At 63.9% G+C, this 12,756-nt stretch carries 12 protein-coding genes; 5 read left to right on the forward strand and 7 right to left on the reverse strand.

What is annotated here, in order from left to right; genetic code table 11:
- Positions 1 to 63 precede the first annotated feature (63 nt).
- From BBX50_RS26960 to BBX50_RS26980, 5 genes are all read left to right on the forward strand, one after another.
- A complete protein-coding gene (locus BBX50_RS26960) occupies positions 64 to 1,056 on the forward strand; it encodes an ABC transporter permease (RefSeq protein ID WP_065778359.1) in 993 nt (330 codons plus the stop codon).
- 13 nt (positions 1,057 to 1,069) lie between these two features.
- Positions 1,070 to 1,975, forward strand: coding sequence for an ABC transporter permease (locus BBX50_RS26965; RefSeq protein ID WP_065778360.1), 906 nt, complete (start codon positions 1,070 to 1,072; stop codon positions 1,973 to 1,975).
- Positions 1,975 to 2,808: an ABC transporter ATP-binding protein gene (locus BBX50_RS26970; RefSeq protein ID WP_065778361.1), complete on the forward strand. Its 834-nt coding sequence runs from the start codon at positions 1,975 to 1,977 to the stop codon at positions 2,806 to 2,808. The genes BBX50_RS26965 and BBX50_RS26970 overlap by 1 nt, the downstream gene beginning before the upstream one ends.
- Positions 2,805 to 3,545, forward strand: a complete 741-nt coding sequence (locus BBX50_RS26975; RefSeq protein ID WP_065778510.1) for an ABC transporter ATP-binding protein — start codon at positions 2,805 to 2,807, stop codon at positions 3,543 to 3,545. Before BBX50_RS26970 ends, BBX50_RS26975 begins: the two co-directional genes overlap by 4 nt.
- A 77-nt stretch (positions 3,546 to 3,622) precedes the next feature.
- Positions 3,623 to 4,129 (forward strand): GAF domain-containing protein, encoded by a 507-nt coding sequence (locus BBX50_RS26980; protein ID WP_065778362.1) that lies wholly within the window; start codon positions 3,623 to 3,625, stop codon positions 4,127 to 4,129.
- A gap of 39 nt (positions 4,130 to 4,168) precedes the next feature.
- Here the strand turns inward: BBX50_RS26980 and ugpC are convergent, their stop codons facing one another.
- From ugpC to BBX50_RS27015, 7 genes are all read right to left on the reverse strand, one after another.
- Positions 4,169 to 5,260 (reverse strand): sn-glycerol-3-phosphate ABC transporter ATP-binding protein UgpC, encoded by a 1,092-nt coding sequence (gene ugpC, locus BBX50_RS26985; RefSeq protein ID WP_065778363.1) that lies wholly within the window; start codon positions 5,258 to 5,260, stop codon positions 4,169 to 4,171.
- 87 nt (positions 5,261 to 5,347) lie between these two features.
- Positions 5,348 to 6,802 carry an extracellular solute-binding protein gene (locus BBX50_RS26990; RefSeq protein ID WP_065778364.1) on the reverse strand — a complete coding sequence of 485 codons (1,455 nt, stop codon included), beginning with the start codon at positions 6,800 to 6,802 and terminating at the stop codon, positions 5,348 to 5,350.
- 40 nt (positions 6,803 to 6,842) lie between these two features.
- A complete protein-coding gene (locus tag BBX50_RS26995) occupies positions 6,843 to 7,871 on the reverse strand; it encodes a carbohydrate ABC transporter permease (protein WP_065778365.1) in 1,029 nt (342 codons plus the stop codon).
- Complete coding sequence (locus BBX50_RS27000; RefSeq protein WP_065778366.1) at positions 7,868 to 8,743, reverse strand: sugar ABC transporter permease; 876 nt, start codon at positions 8,741 to 8,743, stop codon at positions 7,868 to 7,870. The genes BBX50_RS26995 and BBX50_RS27000 overlap by 4 nt, the downstream gene beginning before the upstream one ends.
- Complete coding sequence (gene rbsK, locus BBX50_RS27005; RefSeq protein ID WP_065778367.1) at positions 8,740 to 9,672, reverse strand: ribokinase; 933 nt, start codon at positions 9,670 to 9,672, stop codon at positions 8,740 to 8,742. The genes BBX50_RS27000 and rbsK overlap by 4 nt, the downstream gene beginning before the upstream one ends.
- A 107-nt stretch (positions 9,673 to 9,779) precedes the next feature.
- Positions 9,780 to 10,232, reverse strand: a complete 453-nt coding sequence (locus tag BBX50_RS27010; RefSeq protein ID WP_065778368.1) for an RbsD/FucU family protein — start codon at positions 10,230 to 10,232, stop codon at positions 9,780 to 9,782.
- A gap of 135 nt (positions 10,233 to 10,367) precedes the next feature.
- Positions 10,368 to 12,752: an aldehyde dehydrogenase family protein gene (locus tag BBX50_RS27015; RefSeq protein ID WP_065778369.1), complete on the reverse strand. Its 2,385-nt coding sequence runs from the start codon at positions 12,750 to 12,752 to the stop codon at positions 10,368 to 10,370.
- Between the last annotated feature and the right edge of the window lie 4 nt (positions 12,753 to 12,756).

The following is a 12,756-nucleotide window of genomic DNA, read 5'->3' on the forward strand; positions in this document are numbered from 1 at the left end:
ACAGCAGCAGCGCCGGTACGCCGCGCCGCCAGACCCAGCCGGAGACGGCAGCGCCTTACCTCATTGGCGGGCTTCCTGGTTACGCTCGCGGTGACATTCCTCGGCCTGCTCGCCATCACCTTCTTCATCGGCCGCATCGTACCGATCGATCCGGTTCTGGCCGTGGTCGGCGACCGGGCTCCGGTTGCCGTTTATGAGCGTGTCCGCCAGGAAATGGGGCTCGACCAACCACTGATCACCCAGTTCGTCAGCTACGTCGGCGATGTCGTCACCGGCAATTTCGGCACCTCTGTCTCGACGGGTAAGCCGGTCATCGAGGACCTCGCCCGCGTGTTCCCGGCAACGCTGGAAATGGCGACGCTCGGCATCATCCTCGGCGTGCTGATCGGAGTGCCGCTCGGCGTTTTTGCAGCAGCCCGCCGCGGCTCGTGGCTGGACCAGGGCATTCGCGTCATCGGCCTTCTCGGCTACTCCGTACCGGCCTTCTGGCTTGGCCTCGTCGGCCTGGCGGTCTTCTACGCGCGGCTGCAATGGGTCGGCGGCCCGGGACGGGTCGATATCTTCTATGATGGCATGGTCTCGCCGGTCACCGGCCTGATCCTTGTCGACAGCATCATCGCCGGGGAATGGGAGATCTTCCGCAACGCCGTCTGGCACCTGGTCCTGCCGGCCTCGTGCCTCGGTTTCTTCTCGCTCGCCTATATTGCTCGCATGACCCGTTCCTTCATGCTCGACCAGCTGAGCCAGGAGTATGTCACCACCGCCCGGGTCAAAGGCGTGCCGGAGCGCCTCGTCATCTGGCGCCATGCCTTCCGGCCGATCCGCGTGCCGCTGATCACTGTCATCGGCTTGTCCTATGCCGGCCTGCTCGAAGGGTCTGTCATGATCGAGACGATCTTCTCCTGGCCCGGCATCGGCAACTACCTGACCGTCGCCCTGCTCAACGCCGACATGTCGGCCGTGCTCGGCTCGACCCTCGTCATTGGCGCGGTCTTCATCGGCATCAACAAAATTTCGGACGTGCTCTATCGCGTGCTCGATCCGCGTGCACGCTAGGGAGGAGGCGGACATGACCACACTTCGCGACTGGCTGATCGACGACAGCCCCGCCTCGCCGATGCAGGCGCGCCTCGGGCGTTTCTACCGCATCTTCGGCGCGCTGATGCGCAATCCGCTCGCCGTCGTCGGCGCGATCATCATTCTTGCACTGGTGCTGACGGCTCTCTTCGCGCCTTGGCTCGCCACCCATGACCCGCTGCGCCAATCGCTGAGCGAACGTCTGCTGCCACCGAGTGCTGCCCACTGGATGGGAACTGACGAACTCGGCCGCGACATCTGGTCCCGCGTCGTCTACGGCGCGCGCATCACGCTCGCAATCGTCACGCTGGTTGCCGTGCTCGCAGCGCCCGCCGGTCTTGTGATCGGCGTCGCTGCCGGCTATTTCGGCGGCTGGGTCGACCGCATCCTCATGGGCATCACCGACATCTTCCTGTCGCTGCCGAAACTGATCCTGGCGCTCGCCTTTGTCGCGGCGCTGGGCCCAGGCATCGAGAACGCGATCATCGCGATCGCCATCACCTCCTGGCCGGGTTATGCCCGCGTCGCCCGCGCCGAAACGCTCACCTTCAAGAACTCCGAGTTCATCTCGGCGGTGCGCCTTCTCGGCGCCTCCAGCCTCCGGGTCAATCTCGGCCACGTGCTGCCGCTCTGCACCTCCTCGATGATTGTCCGTGTGACGCTCGACATGGCCGGCATCATCCTGACGGCCGCCGGCCTCGGCTTCATCGGCCTTGGCGCGCAGCCGCCGCTTCCCGAATGGGGCGCGATGATCTCGCGCGGACGCTCCTTCATCCTCGACCAGTGGTGGGTGGCGACCATGCCCGGCTTTGCCATCATTCTCGTCAGCCTCGGCTTCTGCTTCCTCGGCGACGGTCTGCGCGACGTGCTCGATCCGAAGAGCGGGGAGCAACGCTGATGAGTAACCTTCTCGAAATCGAAAACCTGCGTGTCACCTTCCCGACGCCCCGTGGCGACCTCGAGGTGGTGCGCGGCATCTCCTTCACGCTCGGCCGCGAGCGTCTGGGCATCGTCGGCGAGAGCGGTTCCGGCAAATCGATGACCGGCCGCTCGATCCTGCAGCTTATCCGCGCGCCCGGTCGGGTGACGGCCGACAAGCTCGTCTTCGACGGCATCGATCTTTTGAAGCGGTCCGAGCGGCAGATGCGCGCCATTCGCGGCGCCCGTATCTCCATGGTGATGCAGGATCCGAAGTTCTCGCTGAACCCAGTCATGACCATCGGCGAGCAGATCGCCGAAGCGCTTTTGACACACCAGAAGCTGCCGCGCCGTGAGGTCAACGCCCGCGTGCTCGCCATGCTGGAATCGGTACGCATCGCCGACCCGGAACGTGTCGCGCGCCTCTACCCGCACGAAGTCTCCGGCGGCATGGGTCAGCGCGTGATGATCGCGATGATGCTGATCCCGGAGCCGGACCTCTTGATCGCCGACGAGCCGACCTCGGCGCTCGACGTTTCCGTCCAGGCCCAGGTGCTCGACATCATCGATGAACTGGTGAAGCGCAAGGGCATGGGGCTGATCTTCATTAGCCACGACCTGAACCTCGTCTCCAGCTATTGCGACCGCATCCTCGTGATGAACACCGGCGAGGTGGTCGAGGAGTGCAAGGCCGGTGAACTGATGGCGGCCAAACACCCCTATACGCGCGGGCTGATCGCCTCCATTCCGCGCCTCGATGAAACACGGGACGAGCTGCCGGTGCTCGACCGCAGCGCATGGGCCAAGGCATGACCGCGCTCTCTCTGAAGAACCTCGACATCTCCTACGGCGACGTGCAGATCACCCACGACGTCAATCTCGACATCGCCGACGGCGAGAGCTTCGCCCTTGTCGGCGAAAGTGGCTCGGGAAAATCGACCGTATTGAAGGCGATCGCTGGGCTCGCGCCGGAATGGACGGGCGAAATCACCGTGCTCGGCTCACCCCGCGGCCACGGCATCGACCGCGCCTTCTCGCGCCAGTGCCAGATGGTGTTCCAGGACCCCTACGGCTCGCTGCACCCGCGCAAGACCGTCGACGCGACACTCGGCGAAGCGCTGACGATCCACGGTATCGGCGACCGCAATGCGCGGATAGAGGAAGTCATGGCCTCGGTCGGCCTCGACCGGAAATTTCGCTTCCGTTTCCCGCATCAGCTCTCCGGCGGTCAGCGCCAGCGTGTGGCGATCGCCCGCGCGCTGATGCTAAAGCCGAAGGTTCTGCTGCTCGACGAGCCGACATCCGCGCTCGACGTCTCGGTTCAGGCCGAAATCCTCAACCTGTTGAAGCGGCTCAGGCGCGAGCAGAACCTCACCTTCCTGATGGTCACCCACAATCTGGCGGTCGTTTCCTTCCTCTGCGATCGGCTGGCCGTCATGCGGCAGGGTCGCATTGTCGAAGTGGCCGATGTCGCCGATCTCAAACGCGGCGACCTTAGGGAACCCTATTCGCGTGAGCTGATGCAGATCAGCGCCGCGCATGCCAACTAGAGCGGGACAAGGGAAAACGCGGGAGGTTCTCCGCCCGCGTCCCGCTCTAAAATATCGCGTAACCCCAAGGACATAGCATGAACAGTGAACAGATCGCTGCCGCGCTGGCGGAATTCGACGCGGCGATTGCCAAGACTACCGATGCCGACGCGGTATGGACCGCGTTGCAGACGCTTTGCCGCCAGGTGATCGGCGCCAAGCTCTTCACCATCATGACGGTCGACATGGTCAACGAAGTCGCCCGCCGCGCCTACACCTCGCACCCTGAGGAATATCCGACCTCTGGCACCAAGCCGATCCGCTACGACAGCTGGTTCGACATCGTGCATAGGGCGCACCAGACCTTCGTCGCCAACACCATCGTCGACATCTCCAAGGTCTTCGGCGACCACGAAACCATCTGGTCGCTCGGCTGCGGTTCGGTCGCCAACATCCCGGTCGTGGTCGGTGGCGAACTGCTCGGCACGGTCAACTGCCTCGACGTCGAGCATCACTACACGCCCGAACGCGTGGCACTTTCCAAGCATCTGGAACTGCCGGCGAAACTCGCCTTCCTCGCCGCCGCGCGCGCCGAGCAGAAGTAAGATTTCGAAGCCGAAGCACCGCCTTCGGCTCCCCTCCGGTCAGCGGCCGATCGCTTTGCCGGTTTCCTTCAGGAAGAAATGCATCTTTTCCGCCTCGATCGGCACCTCGATCTGGTCATCCGGGCCGATGCGTGACGCTGCGTGAACCTGCGCTGTGAACGCGCCTTGCCCCACCTTGCCGAGCGCCAGTGTGTGCGGCCCAAGCGGCTCGACATCGCGCACGGTGAGCTTCACGGTCGGCGCTCCAGCGTCCGTCCCCATCGTATGCTCCGGACGGATGCCAAGCACCACGTCCTTGCCGGCAAAAGCACCGAGAAAATCCGCGCGGATCTGCGGAACCGCAATAACGACATCGCCTTCCGCCCTGAAAGTGAGCCCGCTATCGCCACGTTCGAGCCGGCCCTCGATGAAATTCATGCTCGGCGCGCCGATGAAGGCGGCGACGAAGAGATTGGCCGGTGCCTCGTAAAGCGTAATCGGGTCGGCCGCCTGTTCGATACGGCCCTGGTTCATGACGACGACGCGGTCGGCCATGGTCATGGCTTCCACCTGATCGTGCGTGACGTAGACGGCGGTCGTCTGAAGACGCCGGTGCAAGAGTTTGATTTCGGTACGCATTTCGATGCGCAGCTTGGCGTCGAGGTTCGACAGCGGCTCGTCGAAGAGGAACACATCCGGCTGGCGCACAATCGCCCGGCCGATCGCGACGCGTTGGCGCTGGCCGCCGGAAAGCGCGCTCGGCTTGCGGTTGAGATAAGCGCCGAGATTGAGGATGCGGGCGGCATCCGCCACGGCCTTGTCGATCTCGGCCTTCGGCGTGCCGCGCACCTTCATGCCGTAGCCGATGTTTTCGGCGACCGTCATGTGCGGATAGAGCGCATAGTTCTGAAACACCATCGAGCAATTGCGCAGGCCCGGGCGCAGGTCGGTCACGTCGCGCTCGCCGATCCTGATCGAACCCGACGACGCCGTTTCGAGGCCGGCAATCATCCGAAGGGTCGTTGTCTTGCCGCAGCCGGACGGCCCGACGAGCACCACGAACTCGCGATCGGCGATCTGAAGATCGAGCGGCGGTATGACGGTGACGTTCCCGAAGGACTTGGTGATCTGCTCCAGTCGGACCTGTGACATGCAAAAACCCTTGCTGCTGACAATGCCCCGGCCTCGCCGGGGACGTTGGCGCCCGCCCCGAACGTTTCGGGGCGGGCGGGGGTCTCGTTACTGCTGCGGCAGCCCCATCGATGCGCGATAGGCGGCAAGCTGCTTGTCGCGGCCGAACTCGTCGGTCAGCTTGTTCCACTGCTCGGCAACGCTATCGAGCGCCTGCTGCGGCGTCACTTCGCCGGCAAGTGCCTTGGAAAGCTCGATCTCCAGCACTTCGGTGTAGGAGAAGTAGCCGGGCAGGCGCATGTCGAGCGCGATGTTCTTGGCGGTCACCGCCTCCTTCTGCGCACCGAGATACTCCTTCGCTTCACGCTCGGAGAAGATCTTCGACCAGAGATCGACGTTCGTCGTGTGCGAGATGCGATAGGGGTTGACCCCGGTGCCGCCGGTGATCGCCGCCTGGCCGGAAACGGCCGGGCTCGTCAGGAACTGGATATAGTTCCAGGCCGCTTCCTGCTTCGTCGAGGTGGCGGGAACCGCCGCCTGCCAGCCGCCGAAGGCCATGAACGAGGTCTGGACGACGTGGTCGAACTTGTCCCATTTCTTGGTCTTGTAGTTCCAGATCTCGTCCGATCCCGGCAGCGGCGCCGAGCCGACATTGCCGGCGACCTTCGACTGCTTCGGATCAGCACCGATGACGCCGGTATCGCCCCAGCCGATCGATTCCGCCACCTGGCCACCGGCAAAGGCTGCGTTCACTTCGCCGAAGGAGAAGTTCAGCGCATTCGGCGGCGCGAGCTTGGAGGCGCGGATGTATTCCTCCAGGCCGCGAACCCAGCCGGGATTGTTGACCTGCGCGTCCATCGTCTCCGGATTGAAGAACATGGCGCCGGGGTTGTCCGGGTGGCTGGTATAGCCGGCAACGTGGCTGAACAGGAACCAGAATTGCTGGCCGCCGCGGCGGAAGGCTTCCGCCGTGCCCCAGAGGTTGTTCGAGGGCTGGTTGAAGTACTCGGCGATATCGAGATACTGCTTCCAGGTCTTCGGCGGCGCCAGGTCGTAGCCGTACTTCGCCTTGAACGCCTTCTGGTTGTCGGCGTTTTCGAAGAGATCGATGCGGTAGCTGTAGGTGTGGGCGTCGCCGTCCATGGTCTGCGACAGCACCTTGCCGTTCCAGACCATCAGTTGTTCGCGGTAGACAGGGGCGACGTCGTCCCAGTCGGCGCCCTTGCGCAAGTCGGCCGGCATTTCCGACAGGAAGTCGGTGAAGTCAGGCGCCCAGGCAGGCGCAAAGGCGATGACGTCGAAAGCGTCTTCGCCGGATGTCAGCGAGGTCACGATCTTCGGGTAGAGTTCCGACCACGGGAACTCGACGACCTTGACCTTGCCGCAGGTCTTTTCCTCCCAGCCTTTGGCCGCAAGCTGCAGCGCCGAGGCGATGTAAGGGCCGGTCTGTGTCGTCGCCGTCAGTTCGACGCCGGTGTAGTCCGGATCGCAGGCAAGCGCCGTTCCCGCGCTCCCCATCGCGAGTGTGGCAAGAGATGCAGATGCCAGTAGCAATTTCCTCATTCTATCCTCCCTGTGAATGAATGCATGCCAAAGTCGGTTGTTACTTGATCGCTCCGAGAAGCAGGCCGGAGCGCATGAGCCGGCTCAAAAGCCCGGCCATGACCATCATCGGGATGATGGCAACGAGAGCGGCAGCCGAAATCGCCCACCATTCGTCGCCGCGCTGGCTGTTTTGGCCGGCGACGAGAATCGGCAGCGTCTGCCACTTGGAATTGGTCAGGAACAGCGCGAACAGGAACTCGTTCCAGACGAAGGCGAGGGTGATCATGAAGGTGGCGATCAGGCCCGGCTTCGACATCGGCAGGACGATACCGAAGAAGATCCGCCACGACGGCACGTTGTCGACCATCGCCGCTTCCTCGACCTCGACCGGCAATGCCTCGAAGAAGTCGCGCATCAGCCAGATGACGATCGGCAGCGAGAAGGCGATGTAGGCGAAGGTGAGACCGATGTAGCTGTCGACCAGCTTGAAGCCGAGCTTGCCCATTTCCGTGTACATCAGGAAGAGCGCGAAGGCGGCGACGATCGGCGGGAACATGCGCTGGCTGACGAACCAGAAGACGATGTCGTTGTTGCCGAGCTCCGGTCCGGGCAGACGGAAACGACTGGAAACGATCGCAAGGGCGAGCGCTGCGACGAAAGAGTAGATCAACGAGATCCCCTGCCCGAAGCCGAGCACATGCCGGCCGAGAAGGAAGCCGCCGAAGGCGATCGCCACGAAGATCAGCGCAGAGAGCAGTCGGAAGCGGAAGGTGAAGCGCACCAACGCATAGGCTGCCATTGCGCCTATGAACGTCGCGGCGATCGATGCCGAAAGACCGATGATCGTCGATGCCCAGAAGGTATTGAAGAACTGGCCGCGCTGGCCCGACAGAAGTTCGCTCCAGGCCGTAAGACTCGGCTCGAAGTCAACGAAAGGCAGATAGGTCGGGCCGCCGACGACGGCGATCGGCGTCTTGAACGAGGTGATCAGCACCCAGTAGAGCGGAAAGAAGGTGATGGCGAGCCAGATGAGGCAACCACCAAGCGCCAGCCAGCGCCGTTTTCCCTTGAGAGTGCGCACGCTCATTTGTGCTTCTCCAGATAGGGCTTGAGGACCGCCAGATAGACGAGGCCGATGACGGTGATGACGATCAGGAACAGGAACGAAAGCGCCGAGGTGTAGCCGAGATTGAACTTCTTGAAGCCTTCCTGATAGGCAAAGAGCGTTAGCGTCTCGGTCGAGATCCCCGGCCCGCCGCCGGTCATGACGAAGACCGTATCGATGATCTTGTAGCTCTCGATCAGGCGGATGAAGACGACGGCGACAGAGATCGGCAAGAGCATCGGAAAGGTGATGTCGCGGAACTGCTGCCAGGGCGTGGCGTTTTCGAGCGCGGCCGCCTCGTAGACATCGTCCGGCAGGGTCTGCAATCCTGCGAGCAGCATGAGGATGACGAAAGGTGTCCATTGCCAGACCTCGACTGCAATGATCGAGCCGAGCGCCCAGCTCGTCTGGGTGAGGAACGGCAGGTTGGGAAATCCGAGCGCCGTCATCAGCTCGTTGAGCGGGCCCATCGTCGGGTTGAGCACCTGGCGGGCGATCAGCGCGACGGCAACCGGCGCGACCAGCATCGGCAGCAGGAAACTGACGCGGAAGATTCCCTCGCCCGGCACCTTTGAATTCAGTGCCAGCGCCACGGAAAGGCCGATGACGTATTGCAGCCCGACGGAGATGAAGGCGATCAGCGTCGTCGTCCCGGCGACGTGCCAGAAGCGCGGGTTCTGCAAAAGGTCGATGTAATTGCCGAGGCCGACGAAGCGGGCGGGCGTCGGCGGCACGAGCCGCATGCTCATGAAGCTGGTCGTCAGCGAATAGACGAGCGGAAAGATCGAGATCAGAAGGACGATAAGGAGCGCCGGCCAGATGAAGAAATGCTTGATCGGATCGTTGCGCGTCATGCGGCCGCCCCTCTGGCAAGCAGCGCTTCGATCTCGGCAAGGGTCGGCATGGCGGGAGCGGTACCACGGCGAGTGACGGCGATGCCGGCGGTTGCGCAGCCGAAGCGGACCGCGTCGACCGGAGCAAGGTTGCGCGCCAGTGCGGCGGAGAAGCCGCCGACAAACGCGTCCCCTGCCCCTGTTGTGTCGACCACCGGTCCGCTGGCGATCGCCGGAACGAGCACGGACTGCTCGTGATTGTGGTAGAGCACACCGCGTTCACCGAGCGTGATCAGCGCGGTCTTGGCGCCCTTCTTCAGGATCACGTCGCCGGCGCGACGGATGTCATCCTCGGAGGAAAGAGCGAAGCCGACGATCGCCGCCGCTTCGGTTTCGTTCGGCACCAGATAGTCGCAGAGCGCATAGATCGCGTCCGGGAAAGTTTCAGCCGGTGCCGGATTGAAGACCGTGATGACGCCCGCTGAATGCGCGATCTCAAGCGCGCGCTGGGCCGCCGCAACCGGCTGCTCCAGCTGGGTCACGAAGATGCGTGAGCCCTCGATCGTCTCGCGGGCGGCCTCGACATCGTCGATGCCGATCGAACCGGCGGCGCCCGGATAGACGATGATGGCGTTTTCGCCGTTCTGGTCGTTGACATAGATGAAGGCAGCACCCGTCGGCAGATCGTCCATCTGCACGATCGTCGGCGTCACGCCGGCTTCGGCATAGGTGCGCAGCGCCATCTCGCCAAAGGTGTCGCGGCCGAGCTTGGAGATGAAGGACACCGGACTGCCGGCGCGCGCCGCGGCGACGGCCTGGTTGGAGCCCTTGCCGCCCGGCCCCACCGAAAAGCCGCTGCCGGTAATCGTTTCACCGACAACCGGCATGCGCCGCGCCAGATAGGCCGTGTCGGCCACGAAGATGCCAAGGATCGAAACACCAACCTTCATTCAAGCCTCCCCCTGCGACCGCACCGGTGTGAAACGGTGTGCCCAGGCAATCTCTCGCGATTTCAATCAGTCAATCGGACGCCACGCGAACCCGCGCAGCCGGATCGTCAGGTCTTGGGCGGAATGACGCCCTTGGTGAACAGGAAGCAGCCGTAGAAGCGGGTTTCGCCCGTGGTGATGACGCAATAGGCCTTCTTGGCTTCCTCGTAGAAGGCGAAGCGTTCGATGCCGTACAACGGTGCAGACTTGCCTTCGGCGCGATCGATCACCGCCTGGACTTCCTTCTGCACCGGCAGGACTTCATCGGGTGCGCCCATCACCTCCATGCGGCCGGCAGAAGGCTGCAGCGGCGTGTCGAGCGGCAGCACGGAAAGCACCGCCTCGACGGCACGCGCGGCCGACACGTTGTCGATGCGCAGGAGCGTGCCGAGCGTCGTCTTGCGGGCAATGGCGTCAGACGGGAAATTGGTGTCGGAAATGACGACCGTGTCGCCGTGCCCCATGGACCTCAGCGCGTGCAGCACGTCGGCATTGAGCGCCGGGTCAATATTTTTGAGCATGCAGTCCTCCTCCAGACACGCGACGATTGCCACCGCGCGCAATGCGCTCCCCTTGGGGTGAGCGCGTCTCCCTAACTGTTGACTTCCTCCGTCACGCGAGCCGGCTCCTCCCGCCCCGCGTGATGGGTCGACCCCCTACTCGCCGTAGGGGATCCAGATGTTCTTGACGTCGGTCGCGCGGCGCAGATAGGCCGGGCCCTCCGCCGCGTCGCGGTCCAGCCAGTTCGTCGCCTTGCCGTAGTCGACGAAGGTGCGCTTCAGATTGCCGGACGAAAGCTTCTCGACGAGCGTCGAAAGTTCAGGCGTACCGAAGGCCCAGAGCGCGTCCACGTCATTATGGCTCGCGAGCGTCTTTGCCAGCTCGATCGCCGAACCGGTGACGATATTGACCACGCCGGCCGGAACGTCCGATGTTTCCAGGACCGTGTAGAAGTCGGTCGCAGCCAGCGGATGCGGCTCGCTCGGCACGACGACGACGCGGTTGCCGGTGGCGATCAGCGGCGCGACCAGGCTGATCATGCCGAGCAGTGGGGCTTCCGGCGGGCAGATCACGCCGACGACACCGATCGCCTCGGGGATCGCCAGCGCGACGCCGCGAAGCGGCGGCTGGTGGATGGCGCCTTCGTATTTGTCGGCCCAGGCGCCATAGGTAAAGAGCCGCGCAATCGAGGCTTCGACCTCCGCCTTGGCGCTGGCCGCAGAGGCACCTGTCATGGCCGAAATGCGGTCGGCGAATTCGTCCGCACGGCCACTCAGGTTTTCGGCGATGTAATAAAGGATCTGCGCGTGGTTGTGCGTCGTTGCCGAGGACCATGCGGATGCCGCCTGCGCCGCAACGACGGCGTTGCGGACGTCCTTGCGGTTGCCCTCGCCAACCTCGCCAAGCACCCTGCCCTTGGGCGAAAGTACGTTGCGATTGTAATTGCCGTCCGGCCGCGCCTGCTTGCCGCCGATATAGAGCTTGGCGGTGCGGTCGACATCAGGCATGGCGAAGTCGCCCGCGACGGGTTTCACCGCCGGCTCGGCGACCGCCGGACGCGGCTTGCGGCCGAGCCATGCCTTCGGCTTCAGATATTCGTAGCACCCCTCGCGACCACCCTCGCGGCCGAAACCGGACTCGCGCTTGCCGCCGAAACCGGCAGAAGCATCGAAAAGATTGGTGGCATTGACCCAGACGACGCCAGCGGCGAGCTTTGCCGCAACGTGCAGTGCCAGGCCGATGGTCTCGCTCCAGACGCTGGCGGCAAGGCCGTAGCGCGTGTGGTTGGCAAGCTGGATCGCCTCTTCCGGGGTGCGGAAGGTCATCGAGACGGCGACCGGCCCGAAGATTTCCTCGGTGGCGACGATCGAGGTCGGCTGTACGCCGGTCAGAAGCGTCGGCGGATAGAAGCTGCCACCCTTCGGCAATTCGATCGACGGCTGGTGCAAGGCTGCACCTTCGGCGACACCCTTGGCGACGAGGCTTTCGATCCGCTGCAACTGCACCGGGGCGACGATCGCCGCCATGTCGATGGCCTTGTCGAGCGGGTGGCCGACGCGCAGCGTCTGCATGCGGCGCTTCAGCCGCTCGTAGAACAGCGGTGCCACACCTTCCTGCACGAGAATACGTGAACCGGCGCAGCAGACCTGGCCCTGGTTGAACCAGATCGCGTCGACCACGCCTTCAACGGCCCCGTCGATATCAGCGTCATCAAAAACGATGAAAGGCGACTTGCCGCCGAGTTCCAACGTCAGCGACTTGCCTGACCCGGCCGTGCGCTCGCGAATGAGACGGCCGACTTCGGTCGAGCCGGTAAAGGCGATCTTGTCGATGTCGGAATGTTCGACGATCAGCGCACCCGTTTCGCCCTCGCCGGTCACGACGTTCAACACACCGGCCGGCAGACCGGCAGCGGCGGCGAGTTCGGCAAAGAGCAGCGCCGTCAGCGGCGTGAATTCAGCGGGCTTCAGGATGACCGTGTTGCCGAGCGCGAGCGCCGGCGCGACCTTCCAGGCGAGCATCAGGAACGGGAAGTTCCAGGGAATGACCTGACCGACGACGCCGACCGGCACCTGATCGGCAAACTCAGCTTCCTGCAACTGCGCCCAGCCGGCGTGATGATAGAAGTGGCGGGCGGCGAGCGGGATGTCGATGTCGCGGGTTTCGCGGATCGGCTTGCCGTTGTCGATCGCCTCGACGACCGCAATCAGACGCGCATGGCGCTGGATCATACGGGCGAGTGCATAGAGATGGCGCGCGCGAGCATGGCCCGGCAGCTTCGCCCAGGCGACTTGCGCCTTGCGGGCGGCGGCAACGGCATCGTCCACATCCTTGGAGCCGCCAAGCGCGATCTTTGCGAGCAGCTTGCCGGTTGCCGGCTCGTTGGTCTCGAAGGTCTTGCCGGAAGCGGACGCGACGAAGGCGCCGTTGATGAAGTGGCCGAATTCGCCCTTGTGACGCGCCAGCCACTGGCGGGCTTCGGTGTCGGCTTCGGGCGCGGGACCATAGGACATTTCGTCAAAATACCTTGCGACAGTCATCGGG

The organism is Ensifer sp. LC11, from assembly GCF_001695835.1.
Classification (GTDB): Bacteria; Pseudomonadota; Alphaproteobacteria; order Rhizobiales; family Rhizobiaceae; genus Ensifer.